20 protein-coding genes are annotated in these 26022 nt (G+C 72.3%); 6 read left to right on the plus strand and 14 right to left on the minus strand.

Going from position 1 to position 26022, the window contains the following annotated elements; genetic code table 11:
• Window positions 1-61: 61 nt before the first annotated feature.
• Window positions 62-2050 (minus strand): M1 family metallopeptidase, encoded by a 1989-nt coding sequence (locus VF746_04915; protein ID HEX8691739.1) that lies wholly within the window; start codon window positions 2048-2050, stop codon window positions 62-64.
• Between the two features lie 209 nt (window positions 2051-2259).
• Entirely contained in the window at window positions 2260-2694 is a 435-nt protein-coding gene (locus VF746_04920) for a DUF6636 domain-containing protein (GenBank protein ID HEX8691740.1), read from the minus strand.
• A 262-nt stretch (window positions 2695-2956) separates the two neighbouring features.
• On the opposite strand from VF746_04920, the gene VF746_04925 reads away from it, so the two are divergent.
• Both VF746_04925 and VF746_04930 read left to right on the plus strand, forming a co-directional pair.
• Window positions 2957-3433, plus strand: coding sequence for a hypothetical protein (locus VF746_04925; protein HEX8691741.1), 477 nt, complete (start codon window positions 2957-2959; stop codon window positions 3431-3433).
• A gap of 45 nt (window positions 3434-3478) precedes the next feature.
• Complete coding sequence (locus tag VF746_04930) at window positions 3479-3946, plus strand: hypothetical protein (GenBank protein ID HEX8691742.1); 468 nt, start codon at window positions 3479-3481, stop codon at window positions 3944-3946.
• A 346-nt stretch (window positions 3947-4292) separates the two neighbouring features.
• Here VF746_04930 and VF746_04935 read toward each other — a convergent pair whose 3' ends face one another.
• Window positions 4293-5642, minus strand: coding sequence for an amino acid permease (locus VF746_04935; GenBank protein HEX8691743.1), 1350 nt, complete (start codon window positions 5640-5642; stop codon window positions 4293-4295).
• A gap of 464 nt (window positions 5643-6106) precedes the next feature.
• On the opposite strand from VF746_04935, the gene VF746_04940 reads away from it, so the two are divergent.
• From VF746_04940 to VF746_04955, 4 genes are all read left to right on the plus strand, one after another.
• Window positions 6107-8287: a S9 family peptidase gene (locus tag VF746_04940; GenBank protein HEX8691744.1), complete on the plus strand. Its 2181-nt coding sequence runs from the start codon at window positions 6107-6109 to the stop codon at window positions 8285-8287.
• A gap of 438 nt (window positions 8288-8725) precedes the next feature.
• Window positions 8726-9844, plus strand: coding sequence for a hypothetical protein (locus VF746_04945; protein HEX8691745.1), 1119 nt, complete (start codon window positions 8726-8728; stop codon window positions 9842-9844).
• 229 nt (window positions 9845-10073) lie between these two features.
• Window positions 10074-10295 (plus strand): DUF433 domain-containing protein, encoded by a 222-nt coding sequence (locus tag VF746_04950; protein ID HEX8691746.1) that lies wholly within the window; start codon window positions 10074-10076, stop codon window positions 10293-10295.
• A 62-nt stretch (window positions 10296-10357) separates the two neighbouring features.
• Window positions 10358-10615 carry a hypothetical protein gene (locus VF746_04955; GenBank protein ID HEX8691747.1) on the plus strand — a complete coding sequence of 86 codons (258 nt, stop codon included), beginning with the start codon at window positions 10358-10360 and terminating at the stop codon, window positions 10613-10615.
• Between the two features lie 131 nt (window positions 10616-10746).
• Here the strand turns inward: VF746_04955 and VF746_04960 are convergent, their stop codons facing one another.
• The 11 genes from VF746_04960 to VF746_05010 all read right to left on the minus strand — a co-directional run bounded on the left by VF746_04960 (window position 10747) and on the right by VF746_05010 (window position 25666).
• Window positions 10747-12063 carry a sialidase family protein gene (locus tag VF746_04960; GenBank protein ID HEX8691748.1) on the minus strand — a complete coding sequence of 439 codons (1317 nt, stop codon included), beginning with the start codon at window positions 12061-12063 and terminating at the stop codon, window positions 10747-10749.
• The gene (locus VF746_04965) at window positions 12060-14396 is read right to left on the minus strand and encodes a TonB-dependent receptor (GenBank protein ID HEX8691749.1); all 2337 of its coding nucleotides are present in this window, start codon (window positions 14394-14396) and stop codon (window positions 12060-12062) included. The genes VF746_04960 and VF746_04965 overlap by 4 nt, the downstream gene beginning before the upstream one ends.
• Before the next feature lie 95 nt (window positions 14397-14491).
• Window positions 14492-14908 carry a hypothetical protein gene (locus tag VF746_04970; protein ID HEX8691750.1) on the minus strand — a complete coding sequence of 139 codons (417 nt, stop codon included), beginning with the start codon at window positions 14906-14908 and terminating at the stop codon, window positions 14492-14494.
• Between the two features lie 487 nt (window positions 14909-15395).
• Window positions 15396-16931 carry a carbohydrate binding domain-containing protein gene (locus tag VF746_04975; GenBank protein HEX8691751.1) on the minus strand — a complete coding sequence of 512 codons (1536 nt, stop codon included), beginning with the start codon at window positions 16929-16931 and terminating at the stop codon, window positions 15396-15398.
• Between the two features lie 460 nt (window positions 16932-17391).
• Entirely contained in the window at window positions 17392-18321 is a 930-nt protein-coding gene (locus VF746_04980) for a lysyl oxidase family protein (protein ID HEX8691752.1), read from the minus strand.
• 537 nt (window positions 18322-18858) lie between these two features.
• Complete coding sequence (locus VF746_04985; protein HEX8691753.1) at window positions 18859-20235, minus strand: APC family permease; 1377 nt, start codon at window positions 20233-20235, stop codon at window positions 18859-18861.
• A gap of 360 nt (window positions 20236-20595) precedes the next feature.
• A complete protein-coding gene (locus VF746_04990) occupies window positions 20596-21471 on the minus strand; it encodes a hypothetical protein (GenBank protein HEX8691754.1) in 876 nt (291 codons plus the stop codon).
• Complete coding sequence (locus tag VF746_04995; protein HEX8691755.1) at window positions 21468-22337, minus strand: hypothetical protein; 870 nt, start codon at window positions 22335-22337, stop codon at window positions 21468-21470. Before VF746_04995 ends, VF746_04990 begins: the two co-directional genes overlap by 4 nt.
• A 194-nt stretch (window positions 22338-22531) precedes the next feature.
• A complete protein-coding gene (locus VF746_05000) occupies window positions 22532-24115 on the minus strand; it encodes a helicase HerA-like domain-containing protein (protein ID HEX8691756.1) in 1584 nt (527 codons plus the stop codon).
• Between the two features lie 172 nt (window positions 24116-24287).
• Complete coding sequence (locus VF746_05005) at window positions 24288-24878, minus strand: RES family NAD+ phosphorylase (protein ID HEX8691757.1); 591 nt, start codon at window positions 24876-24878, stop codon at window positions 24288-24290.
• Window positions 24875-25666 (minus strand): hypothetical protein, encoded by a 792-nt coding sequence (locus VF746_05010; protein ID HEX8691758.1) that lies wholly within the window; start codon window positions 25664-25666, stop codon window positions 24875-24877. The genes VF746_05005 and VF746_05010 overlap by 4 nt, the downstream gene beginning before the upstream one ends.
• Window positions 25667-26022: the final 356 nt, after the last annotated feature.

Here is a 26022-nt window from a genome sequence, read left to right on the forward strand (position 1 = left end):
GTTTCCTCTGTTTCTCTGTGTCTCTGTGTGAGCTTTTGCTGTTCCCGCCCCTCCGCCGCCTTCAGCTTCTCGTCCAGACGTTGTTGGCGCGGTCGACGTCGGGGAAGTACATCTCGGGGTCGATCTCCACGCGCACCACCGGCGAGGCGCCGGCGGGGAGCGTCACGGTGGCCGTGCGCGCGCCCGCCAGCCACGTCTCCACCGGCACCTCGCGCCGCTCCGTCCGCCCGTCGGCCCGCGTGACCAGGAGCCGCGCGGGCATCGGCGCCAGGCCGCGGTCCTCCACGGTGATGGTGGTGCCCCCCGCGCCGTCGGCCACGCCCTGCACCGCCTGGTCCAGCGCCCAGCGCTCGCCGTACCAGGTGGACCAGAACCACCCCAGGTCGCGCCCGGCCGCGGTGTTGAAGGCGTTGAAGAAGTCGTACGGCTTGGGGTGGCGGAAGCGCCAGTCGGCCAGGTACTTCCGGTAGCCGCGCAGGAAGGTCTCCTCGCCCAGCAGGCCGCGCAGCGCCCACAGCACCGCGGCCGGCTTGGTGTACGTGGCGAAGGTCGACACCCCCGGAGGGAACTGGAAGTCCGTCCACACCAGCAGCTCGGCGTCGATGCCCCTGCGCGCCAGGTCCAGGTACTGGCGCTGCTCGGCCACGTGCGCGTTCCCCGAGCCGGGGTAGAAGTCGTTGCGGGCCTCGTTCTCGTTGAAGTCGGTGGTCCCCTCGTCCATCCACCCGTAGCGCGTCTCGTCGACCCCCACGATCATCGGCACCCACATGTGCGCCAGCTCGTGCGACGTGACGCTGTACAGCGCGGTGTCGCTCGCCTGGCTGTACGAGCCGATCAGCGTCATCATCGGGTACTCCATCCCCCCGCCGTTGATCTCCTCGCCCTCCACCGCAGTCATGTGCGGGTACGGGTAGCGCACCCCCGTGAACTCGGAGTGGTGGGTGATGGACTGCTGCCCGTAGCGCACCGCCTGCGCCCAGCGCGGCGCGTCCTGCCGCCAGAACGCCTGCACCAGCGCGTGGTCGGCGCGCCCGTCGCCGTCGCGGTCGCCCACCGGGGTGCGTGCGGCGTCCCACAGCGACTGGCGGAACACGCCGAACGCCACGTCGCGCACGCTGTCGGCGCGGAAGGTCCACTGCAGCCGGTCCCCCGGCGCGTCGACGGTGGCCTTCCCCACCCCGAAGTCGCCCGCGCCGAGCACGTGCACCACCGAGTCGCTCCGCATGGCGCGGCGCCAGCGCTGGAGCACCGCGGGGGCCAGCACCTGCTCGGGGTTCACCAGCTGACCCGTCCCCATCACCACCCACCCCTCGGGGGCGTCGACGGTGTACTCGTAGCTCGCGTAGCCCATGTAGAACTCGGCGGTGCCGCGGAACGGGTCGCGCTGCCACCCCGCCACGTCGTCGTACACGGCCATCTGCGGGTACCAGTACGCCAGGTAGAGGAGGTCGTCGCGGCTGTACCCCATGCGCCCGCCGATCCCCTGCCGCGCCAGGCGGAAGCTCCACTCCACCTCGATGCGCACCGTGTCGCCCGGGGGCACCGGCCGCGTGGGGACGAGCAGCAGGTTGGTCCCGCCCACCGCGTAGCGGGAGCCCTCGGTGGACCCCGTTTGCTGGAGCACCTCCCCGCCGACGGCCACGCGGCCGAGCTGCACGCCGCCCGTGACCTCGGCCTCCTCGTTGCGCACCGCGCCCGGCGCGTGGTGGTCCTGCCACAGCTTCATCACCAGCACGAACAGGGTGTCGGGCGAGCGGTTGTGGTAGGTGACGGTCTCGCTCCCGGCGAGCGTGCGGGCCTGGGCGTCGACGCGGGTGGAGATGCGGTAGTGCGCCCACTGCTGCCAGTAGCGCGGGCCCGGCGCGCCGGTGGTGGAGCGGGTGCCCGCCGCCAGCGCCCGCTGGAAGGTGCCCGGCACCTGCAGCGGGTTGGGCACCGGGCGCGCGGGCGGCCAGGGGGCGGGCGCGCCCTGCGCGGGCGCGGGCGCGGCGTCGGCGAGCGCCAGGGCCAGGGCCAGGGCGGCCACGAGCACGGGAAGCCAGCGGGTCATCGGCAAGCTCCAGGGGGGACGCGGGGTGGGTGCGGGTGACCGGGAAAGCTACGCGGCCCACCGCGCGCGCCGCAAGGCGGCGGGACACGGCTGTTTGCGCACCGCCCCGGCCTTCTCCACGCCGGAGCTGCCCCCCCGGCCCCTGACCGGGAGTGCCACGCTCTCCGGGCACGCGCCCTCCCCTCCGGCACGGGAAGGGAGGGCTCGCGTCACAAAATGCGGTAGCTGGTGCGGCTGAGCGTGAAGCCGTGCCGGGAGCGGTTGCGGCAGGTCACGCCGGTGCGCTCCACGGTGCAGGTGAACGGGCCCACGCTCCAGGTGCTGCCGTAGCTCAGCGTCGGTGCGCCGGGCCCCAGCACGGTGTCGCCGTGGCACACCCAGTAGGCGCGGCCGGTGGCGTTCAGCCCCAGCGAGTCGCCGTCGTCGAGGTCGCACTCCTCCCCCGCGGAGCCGCCCTCCCAGCTGCGCTGAGACATCGCGATGTCGCAGCGCAGCGTCCAGCCGCCGTCGTCCTCCACCGCCGCCATGCAGGCGATGTTTCCGCTCGGCGTGCGAAAGGAGTGGGATTGCCCCGCATCCGGTGCGGGGCCCAGCCCGAGGGCAGCGACCACGGCGGCGGCGAGCGCGGACAGGCGGATCGGCATGGCGGCTTCTCGGTCGTGCATCGTGGGAAGAGGTGGCGCCCGGCATCGGCGCCAGGTGGGTCGATCCCTGCGTGGAGTGCGGGCCAGCGGCCCAGCGGCACCCTCCGGGGGGCGGCTGGGCGGTGGATCGGACAAGCTACGTGCCTGCCCCCGCGCCGCAAGCGAAGGCGCCACCGCCGCGCCCGGCTTGCCCGGGGCCGCGCGGCGGGCTACCATAGCGGGTCCACGCGGCTTTTTCTCCGGCAGGTCGAGAGTCTTCCCCATGCGCAGGACCCTGCTCTGCGCGGCCATATTGGCGGCCGCGCTCCCGCTCCACGCCGCGCCCGCGCGGGCGCAGGCGCCTCCCACGACCCTGGCGACGCAGCGCGGCGCGGTCACCGCGCGCCTGGAGGCCGCCACGCAGACCAAGGCCGGCGAGGGGTACCGGGTGGACCGCGCGGTGGACGACGCCACGGTGATCGGCAAGCTGGGCCGCGCCGGCTCGGTGGTGCTGGAGCTGCGCCTGCGCGAGGGGGTGCAGTACTGGATCCCCGCCGGCTGCGACGGCGGGTGCGACGACCTGGACCTGCGCGTGCACTCGCCCGAGGGGGAGCTCCTGGACGAGGACGTGGAGGCCGACGCGGTCCCCGTGGTAAGCTTCACCGCGCCGGAGAGCGGGCTCTTCCTGCTCACGGTGACGATGTCGAGCTGCAAGGCGGAGCTGTGCTACTTCGGCTTCCGCGTGCTGGCCAGGCAGTAGCCGGACCTCCGGCCTTTCCCTTCTCCCCGCATCCCGACGAACTCCATGCGCGCCCCGCTCCTCTTCCTCGCCTCCGCCGCCGCGCTCCTCTCGGCGGCCGCCCCGGTCCGCGCCCAGACGCACCGCGCCACCGTCCTGCGCCAGCTCGACGCGGTGGCGACGCAGCAGCGCGCCCGCGGCTTCCTCCCGGACGCCCGCGTGCTGAACGGCGGCACGCAGATCGGCCTGCTCCAGGCCAACGGCCTGGTGATGCTGGAGATCCCGCTCCGGACCGGCGCCCGGTACTTCGTGATGGGCGTCTGCGACAGCGACTGCGAAGACCTGGACCTGCGCGCGGTGGGGAGCAACGCCCGGACCGCGCTGGCCGAGGACGTGGGCGACGACGACGTCCCCGTCCTGACCTTCACCGCCCGCGAGACGGGACCGCACCTGCTCACCGTGTCGATGGCGAAGTGCAAGACGGACCTCTGCTACTTCGGGGTGCGCGTGTTCTCGAGCGGCGGCGGGCGGTAAAGCGGATACCCGAGAAAGACAACTGCTTATCTCACGCAGAGTCAGCAGAGGAAGCAGAGAACTCACCGCGTGGTGTGGTTTTTCTCTGCTTCCTCTGCGTGATACCACGTTTCGGAGCATCGTTCTGGTTCCAAACAGAACAGCAACAGATTGGAATCACACAGAGAAACAGAGGAACAGAGAAAACCGAAGTCCTCCGTTTCTCTGTTTCTCTGTGTGAGGCCTTTCAGGACCTATTCCCGAACGATGCTCTGCAAGGTGGTATGAGGCCAGGCAGTTGATCGCCGAGCGAAAGAAGGGCGCCTCCGCGGTGGAGGCGCCCTTCGTGTCTTCGAGGCGCGTTCTTCTACCGATCCCGAAGCGGTTCCCCGGGTCTCCCGCTCACCGCGCGCCAGAGGTAGTAGGCGGGGATGCCGGCCAGGATCACCCCGAAGCCGATCAGCGTGTCGCGCGCGCTGTTGACCGCCGAGTTGAGCAGCATCGCCACCGAGGCGACCAGGAAGACGGCGGGGACCACGGGGTAGCCCCAGGTGCGGTACGGGCGGGGAGCGTCGGGGCGGCTCCGGCGCAGGATGTAGACGGCGCCCACGGCCAGCGCGTAGAACGGCCAGATCCCCAGGATGAACGCGTCGGCCAGCTGCTGGAAGTTGCGCACCAGCACGTAGCCGATCCCCAGCGCCGCCGCCAGCAGGATGGCCGCGTACGGCGTCTTCCAGCGCGGGTGCACCGCGGCGATCGGGCGGAAGAAGTTGCCGTCCTCGGCCATCGCGTAGAAGATGCGCGGCCCCGTCATCATCGAGCCGTTGGTGGCGCCGAAGGTGGAGACCATCACCACCGCGGCCACCACCGACGCGCCCGCCACCCCGAAGATCTTCTGCGCCGCGTCGGAGGCCACCAGCGGCGACCTGGTCATCTCGGGGATGGTGAGGAGGAAGAGGTACGCCAGGTTCACCGCCAGGTAGATCGCCACGATCGCCAGCACGCCGCCGATGATGGCGCGCGGCATGGTGCGCCCGGGGTCCTTCACCTCGCCGGCCACGAAGGTGAGGTCGGCCCACCCGTCGTACGCCCACATCACCGACACCAGCGCCAGGCCGAAGCCCACCCAGGAGAGCGGCGCCAGGTCCATCGGCCCCGCGGCCAGCGCGCCCGCGGAGCCGTCGCCCAGGAGGAAGCCCAGCACGGCGAGCCCCACGATCCCCGCCACCTTGGCCGCGGTGGAGAGGTTCTGCACCACCGCGCCCCAGGTGACCGAGCGCAGGTTGGCCGCCGCCAGCAGCGCCAGCGTCCCGGCCGCCACCCAGCGCACCCCCGGCTGCCCGAAGCCGAGGAGCCGGTTGGCGTACTCGGCGAAGATCACGGCGATGGCCCCCAGCGCCGAGGGGCGGATCACCAGCAGCTCCGTCCAGCCGAAGAGGAAGGCGGGGAGCGGCCCGTACGCCTCGCGCAGGAACACGTAGATGCCGCCCGAGCGCGGGAACATGGCCGCCAGCTCGGCGATGGTGAGCGCGCCCACCAGCGCCACCAGCGCGCCCACCAGCCAGATGAGCCCGATGGCGCCCACCGTCCCCACGCGGTCGGCCACGCCGTTGTCGCCCCCCATCACGCGGAAGATCCCGCTGCCGATGGTCGACCCCACCAGGACCGCCGCGGCGCTCCACACGCCCAGGCTGCGCGGCAGCCGGTCGGGGACCACGGAAGCCGCGCCGTGGTCGGCTCTCTCTACGTCGGACGCGGGAGGAGTGGGCGCCTGGGTGTGCATGCGGCGGCGGGAGCGGGGGAAGAGCGCTTCTGCGTTGATTCCGACGAAGATAGCCCGACGACGGCGAGACGGACAAGACAACCGCCGGCATCGGACCGCCACGGCCGGCCCCGGCGCGGCCGCGGGCGGCCCCCCCTGGCGCCTGAGGCGCCTGTCCCCCCCGCTGCGCGGGAGGGACGACAGGGCGCGAAGGATGTGGCACGTGAAGCCTCGCGGGGTTTGCGGCTTTCTGCGGTTGTTGCCACGACTTCGGTCGCCCGGCATCCCCCAACACCCCGGCTGCCCCGGCGAGCGGAACCGCACTGGCGCTCGGCAGTACCAGGCCGCATCATGTAGCGCGAATCGACGCGATACCGAGAGAAGGCGTTACCCTTTTCACCTCTCCCATGAGAGTAGCGATGCTCCTCGACACCCGTCCGGCCGCCGCCGGGCTCGTGCTCGCGCTCGCGCTGGCGGCCGCCCCCGCGGCCGGCCAGCAGCAGCTCACGCCCGAGCGCATCTTCTCCGGCGAGTTCCGCCTCCAGTCGCTCCCCGAGGCGCACTGGATGAACGACGGCCAGCGCTTCACCTTCATCGACCCGCAGGGCAACCTGGTGGCCGAGGACGCCGCCAGCGGACGGCGCACCGTGCTGGTCGAGGGCTCGCGCCTGGTCCCCCCCGGCGCCACGAAGCCGATCGAGATCGAGGCGTACGAGTGGTCGGCCGACGAGCGCAGGCTCCTGATCTACACCGAGAGCCAGCCCGTCTGGCGGCAGAACACCAAGGGGAAGTACTACGTCTACGACCTGGCCGGCGGGCGGCTCACCCCCGCCTCCACCCGCCCCGGCTGGCAGCAGTTCGCCAAGCTCTCGCCCGACGCGACGAAGGTCGGCTTCGTGCGCGACAACGACCTCTGGGTCGTCGACCTGGCCAGCGGGCGCGAGACGCGGCTCACCAGCGACGGGAGCGAGACGGTCATCAACGGCACCTTCGACTGGGTCTACGAGGAGGAGCTGGGGCTGCAGGACGGCTGGCGCTGGAGCCCCGACGGGCAGCGCATCGCCTTCTGGCGCATCGACCAGTCGCCCGTGCGGAGCTTCACCTGGCTGAACGACACCGACTCGGCGTACTCGCGCGCGATCGAGCTGCGCTACCCCAAGGCGGGCGCGGCCAACCCGAAGGCGCGCATCGGCGTGGTCGGCGCCGGCGGCGGGCAGCCGCGCTGGATCGACACCGGAGCCGACACGCTGTACCTGGCGCGGATGGAGTGGGCCGAGTCGCCCACGGAGCTGATGATCCAGCGGCTGAACCGCCACCAGGACCGGCTGGACGTGCTGCTGGCCGACGCGGCGACCGGCGCCGTCCGCACGCTCTTCACCGACACCGACCCGGCCTGGGTGGACGTCGACGACGACCTGCAGTTCATCGAGGACGGCCGCCGCTTCCTCTGGTCCAGCGAGCGCGACGGGTTCAACCACCTCTACCTGTACAACCGCGACGGCACGGTGGCGCGCCAGCTCACCCGCGGCCAGTGGGACGTGATGGAGGTGTTCGGGGTGGACGAGCGGGGCGGCTGGGTCTACTTCACCTCCAGCGAGGAGGGGCCCGAGGAGCGCCAGCTCTACCGCGTGCGGCTGGACGGCACCGGCAAGGAGCGCATCACCCGCGAGCCGGGGACGCACTCGATCACGCTCAACACCCGCGCGCCGTACTACCTGGACTCGTACTCGCGCGCCGGGGTGCCGCCGGTGATCCGCCTGCACCGCGCGGACGGCACGCCGGTGCGCACGCTGGTGGAGAACGCGGGGGTGAAGGAGAAGCTCGGCCAGCTGGGGCTCAATGCCCCCGAGTTCTTCCAGTTCAGGACGAGCGACGGGGTACAGCTGAACGGCTGGATGATCAAGCCGCCCGGGTTCGACCCGGCGAAGAAGTACCCGGTGCTCCAGTACGTGTACGGCGGCCCCGGCTCGCAGACGGTGCTCGACTCCTGGGGCGGGAGCCGCTACCTGTTCCACCAGATGCTGGCGCAGCGCGGCTACGTGGTGGTGAGCGTGGACAACCGCGGCACCGGCGGGCGCGGGCGCGAGTTCAAGAAGCTCACCTACCTGAACCTGGGCGAGCGCGAGGCGAAGGACCAGATCGAGGCGGCGCGCTGGCTGGCCGCGCAGCCGTTCGTCGACCCTTCGCGGCTGGGGATCTGGGGGTGGAGCTACGGCGGCTACATGACGGCGCTCACCATGATGACCGAGGGGAGCCCGTTCAAGGCGGGGATCTCGGTGGCGCCGGTGGCCGACTGGCGGCTCTACGACAGCATCTACACCGAGCGCTTCATGCGCACGCCGCAGGAGAACCCGGGAGGGTACGACCGCAGCAGCCCGGTGCGCATGGCCCGCAACCTCAGGGGCGAGCTGCTGGTGGTCCACGGCACGGGCGACGACAACGTTCACTTCCAGAACAGCGTGCAGCTGGCCAACGCGCTGCAGGACGCGGGGAAGCAGTTCAGCTTCATGCTCTACCCCGACCGCAACCACGGCATCGCCGGCGGCCGCAGCGTGCACCTCTACACGCTGATGACCAACTGGATCACGAAGAACCTGTGATCCGCGGCTGATGCGCGGCGACGGAAGCCCCGCCCGGCGATCGCTGCCGGGCGGGGCTTCCGCTTTCGCACCTCGCACTTCGCGCCGGGGTCCTGGGCGTGTCCCTCCGCTGCGCTCCGGGCCGGGCTGCGCTCCGGGCGCGCATCCCTCACGCGACTCCCCTCATCGTGGGGTTCGAGGCATGCCTCGACCGCGCCCGCCCTGCCCGGCGCGAATGCCGCCGGCGAGCCAAGGCCACCCCCGGCGGCTGCTTCGGCGCGGTGACGAATGCGGCGAGAAGCGCGCGCTCCACGGGTAATCGCATTTCTTCCCCAGCCGGCAGTCCGGGATTCCGCACAAAAGCGTCGCCTTTCGCGACCCTGGCACTTATCGTATTCGCCGCGGCCCGCGGTTCATCCTCCCCGCCCCCTCCATGTCGCACACCCACAGGAGAAGACCATGCCCCACACCATCATGTACGGCGCGTACAACCTCTGCTTCGACCGCCAGCTGGGGCGCGAGACGCCCACCGGCCCCGACTTCTTCCAGTACATCCGGAACGGCGGCTGGCCGGTGAACCGCGTCAAGGTGATCGTCTTCCGCAACTCGAAGCAGGAAGGGCTGGCGGGCGACCGCGCCATCCCGCTCTACGACGGCAGCCGGCAGATCAACGGCGCCTTCATGGCCAACCTGCGCACCCTGGTGGAGCGCGCGCGGCAGACCGGCTTCACGGTGCAGATCTGCCTGTTCAGCTACCACTCCGTGGCCGGCGGCGAGACGCCCGAGAACGTTCCCGCGGCGCTCGACCCGGCGCAGTGGCCGAGCCCGTGCGAAAAGCTGCGGAACTTCTACAGCCTGAAGAGCCCGGCGGTGGTCGCCGAGCAGGTGAAGCTGGTCCAGGCCGTCGTCAACAACCTGCGCTACACCGGCAACCTGGGGCCGAACGTGAGCTTCGAGCTCGCCAACGAGCTGCGCATCGAGAACTGCCCCGGCCCCGACGGAAAGCCGAGCCTGACCGTCAGCCGCGAAGCGAACTGCCAGATGCTCCCCTGGATGCACCGCATGGTGCAGACGATCCGCGACGCCGCGGGGCCGATCGCCACCTCGGTGTCGACCAGCACCGGCACGCACGACGAGGCCCTGGACACGAACAAGGTCGGCGAGGCCAACGAGAAGATCGTCTTCGACACGCACCGCCCGGCCGACGGCTGCAGCGCCCAGCCGCTGGTGCCCGGCTACTTCGACCTGCACTCCGGGCAGTGGGCGCCGCCGCGCGGCTCGTTCGTCCCCATCGACCAGGACGGCGGGGCCGACTACCGGGCGAAGATCCCGGTCTACATCCAGAAGATGAGGCAGCGGCTCAACTACGGGTACGGCTACCCCAGCCCGTTCATCATCCTCAACGACGACGGGCTGAGCGACGGGATGCGCACCCGGTTCCTCGAAGACCACGCGAGGGAGGCGTTCCGGGCAGGGTGCGGGTTCGCGTCCAAGCAGCAGTACCCGCCCGATCCGATCGGCTTCGACGAGGCCGCCCTCGACGCCCTGAAGCGCGCGGCCGCCGCGGCCGGAGGCTGACCAGCGCCGGGAGCCGGCAAACCACATCGCACGGAACCGGCAGGGCCGGTGGAGAGAGGCTGTCGGCAGAGCGTCGATTCGACTTATACTCCAGTGAGCGCAGGCCCGGCCGTGTAACTACGTCCGTTTCGCTGGCTGGGCTGGCAGGCTGCGCGTCGGAACTCGAGTACCCGAGAACAGGCTGCGGTGCGCAGTCCGCCATGACGTTAGCCGCTCAGGCACGCCCGCCATGATCGACTGGTCTACCTGCGCCGCGGTGGAACGCGACCCTGAACGCGTGAGCGGAGCCTGGGTCTTCCGCGGCACGCGCGTGCCCGTCGCAGCCCTCTTCGAGAACCTGGAAGACGGAGTTCCGGTCGGTGAGTTCGTGGAGCTCTTCCCCGGTGTGACTCTGGAACAGGCGCGCGCAGTGCTGGAACACATCGCTCGAAGCGCTCTTGCGGCGGCGTAAGTGCGCGTCCTCTTCGATCAGGGCACTCCGCGCCACTCCGGAAGCTTCTGCCGGAGCACGAGGTGGCCACTGCGTACGAGCGTGGCTGGTCCACGCTCACGAACGGCGAGTTGCTCGTCGCGGCCGAGGTCCAGGGCTTCGAAGTACTGGTCACCACCGACACGAATCTCAAGTACCAGCAGAACCTCGCTTCGCGGACCATCGCGATCGTCGTTCTCAGCACAACGAGCTGGCCGCGCATCAAAGCCGCGGCTGGGCTTGTTGCGGCCGCTGTCGCCGCCGCCGCTCGGGGAACGTACGCAGAAGTCCCCATCCTGTAACGCAGGGGCGTGCAGCGAGGCCGATCGCACCCACACCCGTCGCCGCCCGCATTCACGTTCCCACACGAGAAGGCGCGCCGGGCGGCATGAGCCGCCCGGCGCGCGGGTGTTTCCTCCGCGTGAGGAAGCCTTCAGCGGGGCGCGCGCCGGAGCCGCACCGACTCGCCGTCGTGCCAGGCGAGCGCGGCGCCGCGGGAGGAGGTGGCGAGCGCGGGCGAGCTGGCCGCCGGGATCGTCCCCTCCATCTCCAGCCTGCCGCCCTCGACGCGCGCGACGCGCACCGTGCCGGGCTTCTCGCGGCGGTCGTCGAAGGTGATCCAGACGCGCTCGCCCTCGGCGGAGAGCGCCACTTGCGAGGGCGGCACCCACTCGGCCGTGAGCAGCGCCGCGGGGCGGCCGAAGGTGCGGCCCGCGTCGTCCGACGCGGCGTACCAGAGGCCCTGCCGCCCCTCCTTCCCCGTGTACCAGCCGACGTGCACCCGGCCCCGCGCGTCGACCGCCACCGACGGCCCGGCGTGCGGGCACCCGGGGAACACCCAGCCGTCGGCGTGCACCCGCGCCGGGGCGGACCACGACACGGCGCCCGGGGCGAGGCGCGCCACCACCACGTCGCGCACGTCGCCGGGGAAGACCTTGCGCCAGGCGACGTAGACCGACCCGTCCGGCCCCACCGCCAGCGAGGTGCGGCAGCAGGGGCACACGTCGCCGTCGACGGCCAGGCTCGGCCCGAACGTCTTCCCCCTGTCGGCGGAGCGCGCCACGCGGATCTCCGCGCCCGGCAGGTCCGCGTCCTCCTTCATCCCCCCGCCGTGCCCGTGCCCGTGCCCCGCCGCCGCGCCGCCGGACGGTGCGACGGGATGGGGGTTGCGGCGCGCGCGCTCGGCGTCGCGGACGCGCGAGTCGATCCAGGACACCCACACGGTGCCGTTCGGCGCCACCGCCACGTCGTGGAAGGTGTGCGAGGACGGCGCCCCGGCCGCGTCGTCGTTCACGGTGACGGCGGGCTCGAAGCGCTTCCCGCCGTCCGTCGAGCGCGCGAAGCGCAGGTCGCTGGCGGGGAAGCGCCGCCCCGGCACCTCCCGGTTGTTCTGCCAGAGGACGTAGACGTTGCCCTCGGGGCCCACCGCCACCTGCGCCGGCGCCTGCTCGTGCGGGGCGGCGTCGCCGGGGCGGTCGTTGGCGCGCACGGAGACGGAAGCGGCGCCCTCGTCGCCCGCCACGCGCGAGACGAAGACGTTCGACGCGCCGCCCTCGGTCTCCACCCACGCCACGAACGCCGCGCCGGTGCGCGGGTCCACGGCCGCGGTGGGGTTCGACGCGCCGTGCGCGGCCAGCGTGACCGTCTCGCCCCACGCGGAGCCGCCCGCGCGGGCCTCGGCGCACGCCAGGCCGAACCCCACCGCCGCGGCGACGGCGGCCGCCGCTCCCAGGGTCGCTCTCGCGCTCATCGGGCACCTCCCGAGGGGTTCAGGCGGTACTGGACGCCCAGGTACAGCGTGCGCGGCATCCCCGGCGCGTACTCCTCGCCCTGGGCCGCGGTGTAGGCGGCCGACTCGGCGTAGCGCCGGTCGGTGAGGTTGTTGACGCGCCCCACCAGCTCCAGCGAGCGTGCCACGGGGAGCGTGGCGTGCAGGTTGAGCAGGGCGTGCCCGCCGTAGCGGTGCGTATTCTCGGCGTCCATCCAGTAGCTGCCGATCCGCTGCCACTCGGCCATCACCCGCCCCTCGCCCACGCTCTTCGCCAGGCGCGCGGAGACGAGCGTGCGCGGGGCGCTCTCGATCTCGTTGCCGTCGAAGACCACGCCCTCGCGCGGGCGCCACTCCTCGTAGGTGTGGCGGGCGCGGCTGTAGCTCACGTCGGCGCGGAAGCCGGCGGGGAGCTCGGCGCCGAGCCCCGCCTCGAGCCCGCGGTGCAGCGTCCGGCCCGCGTTCGTGGTCTCGCGCGTGCCGTCGGGGTTGATGAGCGTCAGGATGTCGTTCTCCACCCGCATCCGGTACGCCGAGAGCTGCCAGCCCACGCGGCCGAAGAGCGTGCCGCGGGCGCCCGCCTCGTGGCTGTGCGCCTCCACCGGCTCCAGGCCGACGGTGTTCGCCGCCTGCCCCTGCCGGAAGAGCTGCCCCTCCGACGGTGCCCGGAAGCCGTCGGCGTAGCTGGCGAAGACGCTGAGCGCCGCGCCGGCCTCGTAGGTCACGCCCAGCTTGGGGCTCAGGTGGCGGTAGGTGACCGAGGTGTCGGCCGGGCGGCGGTACCGCCCCGTCTCGACGTCGGCGAGGTGGTTGTCGTAGTCGAAGCCGAGCACGTCGTAGCGCATCCCGCCGGTCACGTGCAGCCGGTCGGTCGGCGACACCTCGGCCTGCAGGTACGGCGAGACGCCGCGGAAGGCCACGTCGTAGTCGTAGACCCGCTCGGCCGCCGTGTACGAGGTGAACACCCGCCCGCTGCGCACCGGCGCGATGCGGTCCTCGCGGCGGAAGCCCGGGCTGTAGTCCACGTCCACCCCGCCGATCAGGCGCGTGCGCAGCGCGTCCACGTCGGCCCGGTACTTCGCCAGCACGCCGAGGGAGCGGTGGCCGGTGGTGTAGACCGTGGGGTCGTAGGTGAGCGACCAGTTCGGCAGCAGCTCCATCTCGTTCCAGCGCACGAACGGCGTCACGCTGAGCAGCGTGCCGGCGCCGCGCCGCTCGTACGCCGCCGAGAGCCGCGCCGCGCGCACGTCGCGGAAGGAGATCGGCGTGTAGTTGGCCGTGGGGTCCGCCCGGTAGTCGTCCGCGGTGAGCGTCGACGAGCCGGCCGTCTGCTGGCCGATGCGCGAGACGGCCAGCACCGTCCGGAGCGACGCGCCGCCGCCGAAGTGGTGGTCCCAGCGCACGGTGCCGCTCTGCCGGTCGTACGCCGTCCCGCTCCGCCAGCCGTCGGTCCGCGTCAGGTTGAAGTCGGCGCGGAGCCCGTCGTCCCCCCGCGTCCCCGAGGCGGCCAGGAGGAGCCGGCCCCAGCCGTAGGGCCCGCCCTCGCCGTACGCCTCCAGGGTGGGCCGGGCGGTGGGGGCGCGCGTCTCGACGTTGATCACGCCGCCGATGGCGTCGCTCCCGTACAGCGCCGTCGCCGGGCCCTTGAGCACCTCGATGCGCTCGGCCTGGGGGACGTTCACCTCGTACAGCGCGTTGTGGTTGAAGAAGCCCGTCGAGCGCGTGGGGACGCCGTCCTCCAGGAAGAGGTAGACGGGGTTCGTGGTCTTCGGCTGGCGGATGGAGGTGGTGTGCCCCTCGCCGCCGGTGACGCTCACCCACACGCCGGGGATGCGCCCCATCACCTCGCCGGGGTGCGTGGGCTTCGCGTCCCGCAGCTCGCGCGAGGAGACGACGCCCACGGTGGCGGGGGTCTCGCCCAGGCGCCGCACCTCGCGCGTGGCGCTCACCACCAGCGACGGGAGCACCGCCGCCTCCTCGCCCATGCGGAGGTCGACGCTGGCGGTGGCCCCCGGCGCCACGCTGACGGCGCGGGTGAGCGACGCCAGCCCCAGGCGCGAGGCGGCGAGCGTGTGCTCGCCCGGGGCGACGGAGGGGAGGCGGAAGCGCCCGGCGGCGTCGGTGACCGCGGCCGCGGCGCCGTCCAGGCGGATGCTCACGCCGGCCAGCGGCGCGCCGCCGGCCTGCGCGGTGACGGTGCCCTCGACGGACCCGGCGCCCTGGGCCGGGAGGGGGACGGAGAAGCAGGTCAGGAGCAGCGCGGCGGCCAGCGCGGCCCCGCGTCGCAGTCGGTCTACGGTGATGATGGCAGGCACACTCCACCTCGGGTGGAAAGGCGTTCTCGGCAACGCCGCGAGTCGAACGGGCGATCCGTTCGCGGGCGGCGCGATCTCGTTGTTGTCAGCGAGGATCAGCCGAGGACGGGAGGTGCCTGGCCGTAGGGGAGGAAGAAGGGAGCGAGCCGCGCGGGGACGGCCGCCCGGTCGTCGGGGCGCGCCTCGCGCACCGACGCGGGGGCCACGCGCAGGGAGGCGTCGCCGGCCACCGGCGGCGCGTCGGCCGCGGCCGAGGGGCAGGTGCCCTGGCAGGTGCAGGCGCCGTGCTCCGCCGCCGGCGCCGCGGGCCAGCCGTGGTCGTGGCCGGCGGCTTCCGCGGCGTGCCGGCCGTGGCCGGCGTGCCCGTGCTCCGCCGCCGCGTGGGCCGCCGCGCCCGGCACCTGCGAGTGGTGCGGACACGCGTGCTGGCCCAGCGCTTCCCCCGTCCAGCTGAACAGGAAGAAGACGGCGGCCAGGAGCGCGGTCAGGCGGTGCGGAAGCGAGCGGGACACGGTTTTCGGTTGTCGGGTTCGACGTTCACGCTGGTCGTGAAGATCGTGGCTTAAAGATAATGCAACAATCGGGAAACCTGTATACCGCCGTGCGGAGATCCCCCACAACGCCGCGCAATCCCTTGTACACCGCGGCTTTCGCCTGGATTCGCTTGCGTTTACGCCGATTTTCCAGCCCTGGAAATCTCACAGGTTCGCGCCATGGGGCGGCGCAACGTGCACAGAACCTGTGCATACTCGTATCTCCTGCCGCCGGAAGAGGTTACACGGGAATGTCGTCCCGGGGGAGCCGCCGCGCCGGCCCTGCCCGGCACCGGTGTCCGGCGGCGACGCGTCCAGCCTCTGGCGCGGAGGAAAAGTCTCGCCAGGACGCTCGCTCGGGATGACTCCTGGTGTGAAGTGCATCCGTGGCGGGACGAACGGATCGCGACGCGGGGCGGAGGAAGCGCTCCCCCGCCCCACTGTCGCCCGTCCTCCTCGAATCCGCTCAGCTCGTCAGCGCCAGGCGGTCGAGCTTGAACCAGCCGGAGCCGGTCTGCGGGGAGATGGCGATCCCCCACACCTCGGTGAGGCCCAGCACGCCGTCGGTGGGCGCGTTGGCGGGCTGCCAGGTGGAGCGGCGGAACTCGCTCCAGGGGATGTGCACGTAGCGCCAGCCGGTGAAGTCGTCGCGGAAGTAGCAGGTCCAGCGCTCGGCCGTGTCGCCCGTGAAGCCGGGGTTGCGGTTGTCCTGCAGCTCCACCTTCACGTCCACCCCGCTCCCCGAGCTCAGGTACTTCCCGTTCCCGTAGTACCAGAAGCTCACCCCGCCCGTGGTCCCGAAGCCGGCCGTCCGCCAGTTCCTGGCCGTGGAGTAGAAGCGGCCCACGCCGCCGTACCCGCCCGAGACCATCGTGTAGTCCGCGCGCAGGCTCCCGCCGTCGTCGGCCCCCAGCGAGCTCGCGGCGATGGTCACCGTGCTGCCGCCGCCCGAGTACGCGCTCCAGCTCGCCACGCCCGAGTTCAGGTCCTCCAGCACCTGCCTGCTGCGGCTCGCGTCGGCGGCCACGTCCTGGAAGATCACCGTGTAGTGCTTCACCCGCTCCAGGTAGTCGCTCGCCTCGTACTCGCGGGTGCCCGGCGGATAGCCCTCCAGCGACTGCACCCAGCCGGCCCCGTAGGCTCCCAGGCGGTCGAAGACGAACGTCATCCCCGCGTTGTAGCTCACCGTCACCAGCTCCAGCATCTGCGCCTCGGTGACGGGGTTGCCGCCGTTCAGCACCTGGCGCGCGCGGGTGGCGTAGCCCTCGTGCACCACGCCGCTGCCGTCGGTCCACGTCTCGTGCGTGCGCCAGGTGGTCTCCAGCTGCCGCAGGTCGTAGACGCCCACCTGCGTGTTGTCGCGCGGGTTGAAGAAGTACGAGTTGCGCGAGTTGATCTCGCCGCTGGCCAGCAGCGACTCGGTGTTCGCCTCGGTGGCGCTGTAGCTGTGCACCCGCGGGTCGCGCGGGAGCGACAGCAGGTAGGAGCGCATCCAGCCGATCTCGGGCATCCAGGTGGTGCGGTCCAGCAGCCCCTGGTCGGCGCCGTGGGTGATCTGCGTGTAGCCGTTGGCGGGGTAGCCGCTGACGCTCAGCGAGTCCATCCCGCTCTCCTTGGCGATGATCGCCAGCACGTAGCTCGGGTTCAGGTTGAGCCGGCTGTCCTGCGCCAGCGACGCGATCAGCGCCGGCACCCCGCTGCTGCTCCAGAAGCCCGTGTAGTTGGCCGCCTTCGCGTCGGTGATCCGCGGGTCGCCGGACCACCCGCCGCGCGGATTCGTCGGGTCGACCAGCGTGAGGGTGCGCCGCGGCGCGTTGCCCAGCGCGTACTGCCCCGCCGCGTAGAAGCGCGGCGCGGGCGACGCCACCGACCCCACGAAGACGGGCCCCGGCGGCGGCTGCACCGGCCCACCGGCGAGATCGGGGCCGGTGACGGAGGCTGCGTCCTGGCACGCCGCGGCGAAGGCGGCCAGCGCGACGAGGGAGAGAGCGGAGCGGCGCATCGTTGCCTCGCGGTCAGAAGGGAACGGGGACGATCCCTCCCTGGGGCTCGGCCCGTTGCGGGCGAGCCTGCGGGGCCACCGCCGCCACGCAACGCGTGTGCCATGGCAAGGCGTTGCGGTTGAATCACTTAGGCGGAAACATCCGACAGAATACAGGCGCGTCGGTGACAGGAGTTCGAAAGTGCGTGGAGTGCGATTCCTGACCGGGGAATCCGTAGGGGCGAGGCATGCCTCGACCGGCGGATTGTCCGCTCGCGTGTGGCAGGCGACCTCTCGCGCCGATGCCGCCTGTGCTCGGACTCGCATGCTCGCCCCTACGAACACCTTGCGTCGAGCATCGGCTGTTGCACCGCACTCGCCCCCCGCAGTTGCGGGCAAGCGAAGCGGGGCGGGGGAATCGCTCCCCCGCCCCGCTTCTCCAGTCCGTCAGGCGGCCGTGCCGAGGCGCCGCCTCAGGCGATCACTGCGACTGCCCGGTCGCCTCGGGGTGGTGGTAGGGGTCGAGCTGCTCGTTGAACTCGCCCTTGCCCGGGCCGTAGCCGAGGCGGCCCACCCGGTTGGGGATCTCGATCTGCACCATGCCCACGTTGTTGTCGTAGTTGCTCTCGAGGAACATGTGGCAGAAGCCCTTGCTGTCCTTCACCGGGCACACCTCGCCCCGCTTGGCGGTGAAGGGCGGGTTGGCGGTGATGCGGATCACGTACTTGCCCGGCGCCACCGGCTCATTCGGGTCGGTGAGCAGGAAGAGCTGGCCGGGGAGCTGCTTGGTGTACTCGTCGCCCCACTGGGACGAGATCCCCTGGTTGCCGTGGATCGTCAGGTTGCCGCAGTTGCGGTAGTAGGGGGTCTCCGGAGCGCCGTCGCTGCCGTTGGTCGGCGTGGTGTCGAGCATGCAGAAGCCGCGCTTGCGCGACTGCACCGGCGTGCCGAACGAGCCGTCGGCGTTCAGGCGCAGCAGCTCGTAGGTGGCGTAGTTGCGGAAGTGGAAGTGGCGGTGGCAGCTGGCGAACTCGAACAGCCCGTCCTGGTCGGAGAAGTCGCCGTCGCCGTTGGGGTCCATGTGCGCCAGCGGGTCGCCCACCACCAGGTCGGCGTCGCCCACGTTGTTGATCAGCACCGAGAAGCGCAGCGACCTGTGCGTGCCGGTGGGGATGTTGCCCTCCTCCACGCTGCACTGGCCCTCGAAGAAGTCCTCCTCGCGCACCACCCAGGAGCTCGACAGCGTGGGGGTGTGCACCACCAGGTCCGGCGTCCCCTCCAGGTCCTGCTCGATCCCCGCCATCAGAGCTTCGGGCGCGTTGAGCCCCGCCGGCGCCTTCTCGCACGCCGCGTAGATCACGGTTCCGGCCAGGGCCAGCGCCCCGAGCGCCAGCACGGTCTTCCTCTGCATCGTCCCTCGCTTCAAAGAGAGTGTGGGTGGGGCGTCCCGCCCCGGGGTGGGACCCGCCCTTCACGGCGGGTCGGAGTGGTGCGAATCGGTGCAGGGCGACCCAGGATGGTGCGGTCGCCGCGAGCGCTCGGCCTTCTTCCTGGCTGGAAACGTCCGTTCCAGGGGCGGGAAAGCGCGGCTTCCGTACGCCGCGCTTCCGGGGCGAGAACGCTGGTATTGCCTTGTGGTAGCTTGCTTTGGGCGGATTCTGGCAGGCCGCCGCCGGGGGAGACCGGGACCCGCAGGGGCCCCCTGTGCCGTCCCGAAGGGTGCGACTGGCGGGCAAGTATACTACACCTTCCGTGCCAGGCGCAAGTCTTTTGAACGACAGTGCCCGAAACGCGCGGACCGGGAGCGGCGGGCGTGCCCCCGCGCGGGAGATCGCGCGGGAGGTGCACGGAGTATCGGCTGCGCCGGCCGAGACGCGCGAGCGCGGTGGGGCGAGGCGCGCTCTCCCGAGGGCGAAGCGCGGTGGGGCGAGGCGAGGCGGAGGCGGCGTCACCCGGCGCGCCGGCGCGCCCGGTCGGCGAGGAGGTAGAGGGGCGGGCCCAGCGCGGCGGCCGCGAGCGCGCCCGCGATCGCCGGGAGCCCCATCTCCGGGTCCCGCAGCCCCAGCACGACGACGAAGACGAGCACCGCCATCGGCAGCGCGGCCAGGAGCGCCACGCCGGCCGTGCCCAGCGGCAGGCGGAAGGGGCCGCGCAGCCCCGGCTCGCGCGCGCGCAGCGCCACCAGCGAGGCGAACTCCAGGAAGAGCGCCAGCGCGTAGAGGAGGATGTCGGCCACCACCAGCTGGCCGAGCGGGAGGAGGGCGAAGAGCGAGTAGAACACGGCGGAGACCAGCACCGCCGCGCGCGGCGTCCCCCGCGCGTCGGTGGCCGCCAGCCGGCGCGGGAGGAGCCCGTCGGCCGCCATCACCAGCGGGATGCGCGAGTAGGCCATCAGGAGCGAGTTGAAGAGCGCCAGCGCGCTCACCATCCCCGCCGCCGCCAGCCACACCGCGATCGCCGGCCCGCCCCACGCCGCGGCGTGGCGCGCGATGTCGGGCCAGCCGCCCTCGCGCCAGGTGCTCCAGTCGCTCGCCGAGAGCGCGGCGGTGAGCGGCGCCAGGTAGCCGAGCGTCACCAGCGGCAGCGTCACGAAGAGGGCGCGCGGGTAGCTGCGGGAGGCGTCCACCACCTCCTCCTGCACCGTCGAGGCGTTGTCCCACCCGATGTAGTTCCAGAGCGCCAGCGAGAGCGCCACCCCCAGCGCCCCCAGCTCGCCGCCGCTCCCGGGCAGGGTGAACGGCCGCCACGGCACCCGCCCCGCGTTCGGCAGCGCGGCGAGCGTGAGCGCCAGGAAGCCGCCCAGCACCACCGCCCCGGCGGCCACCGAGGTCCACCCCACCCGCAGCGCCCCGCGCAGGTTGACCGCCGTCGCGCCCCAGATCACCGCCAGCGCCACGAGCCAGCGCGCCGCGCCGCCCAGGCCGGGGAAGAAGAACGCCAGGTACTGGTTGAAGAGAACGGGGTAGATCGCCATGTCCACCAGCGAGTAGACCCACGTCATCCACCCGTTCTGGAACGCCGCGTACGGCCCGAAGGCGCGCTGCACCCAGCGGTAGTAGCCCCCCTCCACGGGAAGCATGCTGGCCAGCTCGCCCACGATCAGCGTCTCCGGCAGCGCCCACACCAGCGGGATCAGTACGATGATCAGCAGCGCCATCCCCGGCCCCACCTCGGCGACCAGCCCCTCCAGGCTGAACGCCCCGCCCGAGATGTTGAAGTACATCACGAACACCAGCGGCAGCACCGTCAGCGAGCGCCTGAGGTGCAGCGCGCGGCCGGCGTGGGGCGCGTCGTGCGTGGGAGCCGGGAGGACGGAGTCGGTCACGGTCCGGCGACGGAAAGGCTGGAGGCTGCGGAGCTGGAGAGATCGAGCGATACTTCGCACTTCGCACTGCCGTTTGGGGCGTGTCCCTCCGCTGCGCTCCGGGCCGGGCTGCGCGCGCGGTAGGGCAACAAACGACGTTGCCCAACCGCGCCGGGCCACCGCCGCCACGAAACCCCCGTGGCGGCGGCGTCCCGGCCCTGTCGGGCGCGCATCCCTCACGCGGGTCTGGTCGAGAGAAGCGCCGGGGTCGTCGCAGGGGCGAGCGTGCGAGTCCGTGCGAGGGCTGCACCGGCACATCGCTCGGCTCCCGCGCACACGCCGGCCCCGCCGGTCGAGGCGTGCCCGAGGCGTGCCCCGCCCCTACGCCGTGAACGGGAAGATCAGCCCCCAGTCGGTGTCGTCCCCGCCCCGCGCCTCGCCCTCCAGCGCGGCGCCGTGGTCGGCCACCAGGTCGATCTCGCGCGCCAGCACCAGGAGGCTCTCGGGCATCGCCGTGGCGCCCATCAGCGCGCCGATGCGCCGCGCGTCGGCGTCGTCCACCACCGGCACGCCCTCGGGGGTGGCCAGCGCGGCCGGGGCGGCCAGGATCCCCAGGTCGTAGCCCACCGGCGGCTGCACCAGCTTCCCCAGCACGTTGGCCAGCACCTCGCTGTGGAACTGCGCCAGCTCGCACAGGAAGCGGGCCGCCATCACCGCCACGTCCACCCGCACCCGGGCCGCGCCGCCGCGCTCTTCCGCCGCGCGCCGGGCGGCCTCGCGCGACGTGCCCTGCTCCAGGTGCGCGCGCGCCGAGTCCAGCAGGTCGCGCATCCGCACCGCCTGCGAGCGGTCCACGCCGCCCACCACGCGCACCAGGCACCCCACCGCCCGCTCGTGGGAGAGCGTGAACAGCCCGCCGTCGTCCCACCCCAGCTCGGGCGCCACCGCCAGCAGCGCGCGGGCGGCCGCGATCAGCCCCTCGTAGGTCAGCTCCGCCCGGCGCCCGCGCCGGCCGCGGCGGGCGGCGCGCGCCCCCGACAGCGCGGCGGTGGCCGCCAGCATCAGCTTGGCCGCGCAGTACGAGCGCACCATCCACTCCGCGTTGCGCTCCGGGCCCCAGTCCCGCGCCAGGCCGGTGAAGCGCCGGCGCAGGTTCCACGCGTGCATCGACAGCGCGCGCTCCTGCAGCCGCCCCGGCAGCTCCACGTACGGGAAGTCGTACCCCGACCCCGAGAGCTCCCGCGGGTCGTACTTCATGGGAGCGGGAGGACCAGGGACCAGTCCAGCTCCACCTCGCCCGCCTTCTCCTCCCACGGCCGCCGGAGCTCCTCCACGAGCCCGCCCCCGAGCAGCGCGGCGAGCGAGATCGGGTGCGGCAGCTCGCCCATCAGCCCGCCCAGGCGCCGGGGGTCGTCGTCGTCCACCAGCGGCGGGTCCACGGCGCCCGGGGTGCCGATCGGGATCAGGACCCCCAGGTCGTAGCCGGCCGGCTCCTCCAGCGCCTCCCCGAGCACCCCGGCCAGCACCTCGCTGTGCCACTGGGCCAGCTCGGCTAGGAAGCGCGCCGCCATCACCGCGATGCGCAGCTGCGGGGCGGGAGCGCCGGCCCCGGGCACGGCCGCGCCGGCGGACTGCTGCGCCCACAGGTGCTCCTGGTGCCGGCGCGCCTGCTCCAGGACCTTCCACACCCACCCCGACTGCACGCGGTCGAGCGGGGCCACCGCGTCCGCCGCCAGCGCCGCGATGCGCGCGCGGGGGAGGCCCAGGAGCGCGCCGCCGCCCCACGGCTGCTCCGGCAGCAGCAGGAGGAGGGCGCGCGCCGCGTCGAACACCCCGTCGTCCACCAGGTACGGCGCCGCCAGCCGCCCCGTCCCCCGCCGCCCCGACCCCGCCACCGAGAGCATGGCGCCGGCCCCCACGGCGAGCTTCGCCGCGAAGTAGGCGCGCACCATCCACTCGGCGTTGCGGGCGGACCCCCAGGTGGCCGCCAGCCCGCCGAAGCGCGCCCGCACGGAGCGGTGGTACGCCTTGAGCGACTTCTCGGAGATGCGCGTGGGGAGCTCGGCGTAGGGGAAGCCGTCCTCGCCGCCCGAGATCTCCTGCGGGTCGTACTTCACGGGCATCGGTGCGCGGGTGGAAATGGGGCGCGGCCTTCTCGCCCGCTCGAGGTGTGATGGGCGCGCCGAAGCTCGCCCGTGCACGGAAGGAGCCCGCGCAGGCGGGCTTTTCGCCGTTGTCGCCGCGGGCTCACCCGCCTATGAACGAACGCCGCCCCGGACGAAGCGTCGTCGACGCGGGTCGCCGGGGGCGCCGGACCTCAGTACCGCCGCCGCCTGCGCCCGCGCGAGGAGCCGCCGAGCAGCGCCCCCATCACCCCGCGGGTGATCTGCGTGGCCACCGAGCGGGCCACGGGCGAGCGGAGGATCTGCGTCAGCATCCCCTTCTCCTCCCCGCGCCGCCCGCGGCCGCGGTCGCGCCCACGGTCGTCCCGCTCGTCGCGCTCGTCGCGGTCCCGGCGCTCATCGCGGCGGTCTGCTTCCTCCTCGTCGTCGCGCGCGGCCTCCACGCGCTCCTGGAGCATCTCCCGCGCGCTCTCGCGGTCGATGTCCTCCGCGTACTTCCGCACCTGCGCGGACGCGGCCAGGCGCTGCGCCAGCTCGTCGGGCGCGAGCGGCCCCATGCGCGACGACGGCGGCACCACGCGCGTGGCGAACGGCGGCGTCGGCACCCCGTTCTGCGACAGCGTGCTCACCAGCGCCTCGCCGATCCCCAGCGTGGTGAGCGTCTCCTCCACGTCGTAGAAGTCCGTCTTCGGGAAGGTGCGCGCCGCCGCCCGGAGCGCCTGCTCGTCGTCGGGGGTGAAGGCGCGCAGCGCGAACTGGATGCGGTGGCCGAGCTGCCCCAGCACGTCGGGCGGCACGTCCTTGGGGCTCTGGGTGATGAAGAACACGCCCACGCCCTTGGAGCGGATCAGCCGCACCGTCTGCTCCACCTGCTCCACCAGCGCCTTGCCGGCCCCCTCGAACAGCAGGTGCGCCTCGTCGAAGAAGAACACCAGCTTCGGCTTGTCCAGGTCGCCCACCTCCGGCAGGTCGCCGTAGAGGCGCGCCAGCATCCACAGCATGAAGGTGCTGAAGAGCGCGGGCCGGTCCTGCACGTCCCGCAGCTCCAGGATCGACACCAGCCCGCGCCCGTCGCGCTCCGTCTGGACCAGGTCGTCCAGGTCGAACTCCGGCTCGCCGAAGAAGTCCTCCGCCCCCTGCTGCTCCAGCTCCACCATCTCGCGCAGCAGCACGCCCACGGTCTGCTTCGACATCCCCCCGTAGCCCTCCAGCTCGTCCGCCCCCTCGCCCGACAGGTACTGCAGCACCGCGCGCAGGTCGGCGAAGTCCAGCAGGAGCAGCCCCTTGTCGTCGCAGTACTTGAAGACCAGGGTGAGCACGCTGGTCTGCGTCTCGTTCAGCCCCAGCACCTTGGCCAGCAGCATCGGCCCGAAGCCGGAGACGGTGGCGCGCAGCTGCGCCCCCAGCTTCCCGGTGAGCGACAGGTACTCCACCGGGAAGGCGGCGCCGCGCCAGGCATGGCCCGTCTCGCGCGCCCGGGTCGCCACGCGCTCGCTCTCCTCCCCCGCCGCGCCCAGCCCCGACAGGTCGCCCTTCACGTCGCTGACGAAGACCGGGACGCCGGCCGCGGAGAGCTGCTCGGCCAGGAGCTGCAGCGCCTTGGTCTTCCCCGTCCCCGTGGCCCCGGCGATCAGGCCGTGCCGGTTCATCATGGCGAGCGGGATGGAGACGATCGGCTCCGGGTGGCACTCGCCCCCGTGCACCACCGCGCCCAGGGTGACGGTGTTCGCCGCGCCGGGGAACGCCCTGCGGGCCGCGTCGAGAACGTTGCTGTCCATGCGGATTCGGTGGATCGGGAGCGGAGGGTGATCGGGCCTTTCGTGCCGGGTGCGGGAGAGCTTCGGTGCTACGGGCGGAATGCGCAAGGGGAGGTGGATCCAACCGCGTCCCCTCCTCTTCGGAGCCAGTTCCTTCCTCGCGCTGAAACGGGGTGCTGCGGAAGGAGCTGCTTTACAGCTCCAGCGCCAGGCCGTAACGCTCCATGAGTCGCAGCGTGCGCAGGTCGGAGCCGGAGAGCGGGTGTTTGGAACCGGCGGTAATCTTGTGAGCGGCGCGCTCGAACAGCGCCAGCGCGAGCACCGAGTCGTCGTGCCGGGCAGTATAGAGGATTCCATCCACGTTGGCGGCGTGGTCGTGAATCGCCTTGCTCCACGGCTGCGAAAGACCCGGGTAATCGTCGCCGTGCACCACGGCCGCATCGGCGCCCGCTCCCACCAGGTACTTCCCGTAGAGCCGTACGGCGCGTATCTCCTGCCGGATGTGAACCACGGAGATCGCGCGCTTCGCCAGCGTCTTCTCCGAGATCACGCGCCGAGGGACCGCCCGGTGAATCACACCCTCGATGAAGGCCGCCTCCTCGCCGAGTCCCAGGTAGCAGACTCCGTAGCTGCCATCCGGCGCGTCGAACCGGTACTTCGGCGGGTTGCCAGCACCCGGCCCGAAGAAGATCGCGTCCCGATCCGTGTTGTGGGCTCGATGGAGCTCTCGGCCGGCTGAGAGTTTCCTGATCGAAAGCCTCGCGGAGACGTCCGGCACGATCATTCGTCCGAATACGCTCTCGCGACAGCCACGATCCTCCTCCGTTCCTCGTCGCTTAGAGCGTCCTGGAGCGCCTGAATCACCGTACGCCCCTCGAGCGCGGGAGCCGGGGTGACCAGCCCGCCCAGCGTCTCCCAGAAGCTGCCGGCAGACATGGCCGCGAGAACGTCTTCCAAACCCGGCACGGTACCGTCCGCGGTAAACTGGCACGCTGGAAACTCGAACCCCCGGGGCGTTTCGACGGCGAGCAGCTTGCCCTCTCGCCGCCGCTTGTCGACGGATTGACGGCGAATCTCGAGATGCTCGGCCACCCACGTGGTCGAACGGAACCCGCCTGCGGCCTCGCGCAACTGCTCGCGCACCAGGAGTGCGCGCTCCAGGGCGCGCTCCCGCAGCCTGCGGACTTCGCTCTCCTCGGCCGATGGAGGGACGACGGTCAGGACATGGACCATCGTGCTCCGTGCATTCGGCTGGGTGAGTGCCTCGGCAAGGACCGACGAGGGCGCGCTGGATGCCAGCTGCCGCGTCCAGTTGCGCATACGGCGGAGGAAGATCGCGCGTACCGATGGCTCCTTGAGGTTGATGCTGGATTCCTCGGCCACATCGGCCGCTGTTCCGGCAGACACCCGGAGAGGCCGGCGCCGCTTTTTCGTTACGGCGACTCTCACCGTGCCCGTCTCCTCCTCGAATGCAACAACATCTGCACTCGGCGTAGTATCACGGCCGCGGCTGCCCGAAGCACCAAAGCCGCGGCCGGTTTCCGTCGTGGTTCCCGACTCTCTGGTTCTCATGGGCCCTGCACCCTTTCGTCGGGGCGATCCAGATTGCACAAGCTGCATGATAACCCAGATGCGCATCCTCTGCAACCGACGTGCCCTCAGGCGGAACCGAGACGAACACGGTGCCGGGCGGGCTGACACGGGATCCGGCGACCCCCCTCCGGCCCGCGTCCGGCATAATGCCGGGAGTCGCGCATTCTGGGCCCTCGCGCTGTGTCCACCCTCCGTGCCGGCGCCGGGGACGAGGATGACTAAATGTGCCTCCGGACGCGCGTTAGCCGCCGTGCTCGCCAGGGGGCACGTCGGCTGCCTTGAATCCCCTCCGAACGAAGTGGTCGGAGCCCCCCCCCCCCCCCCCCCCCCCCACA

The sequence above is a fragment of the Longimicrobium sp. genome (assembly GCA_036389795.1).
Classification (GTDB): domain Bacteria; phylum Gemmatimonadota; class Gemmatimonadetes; order Longimicrobiales; family Longimicrobiaceae; genus Longimicrobium.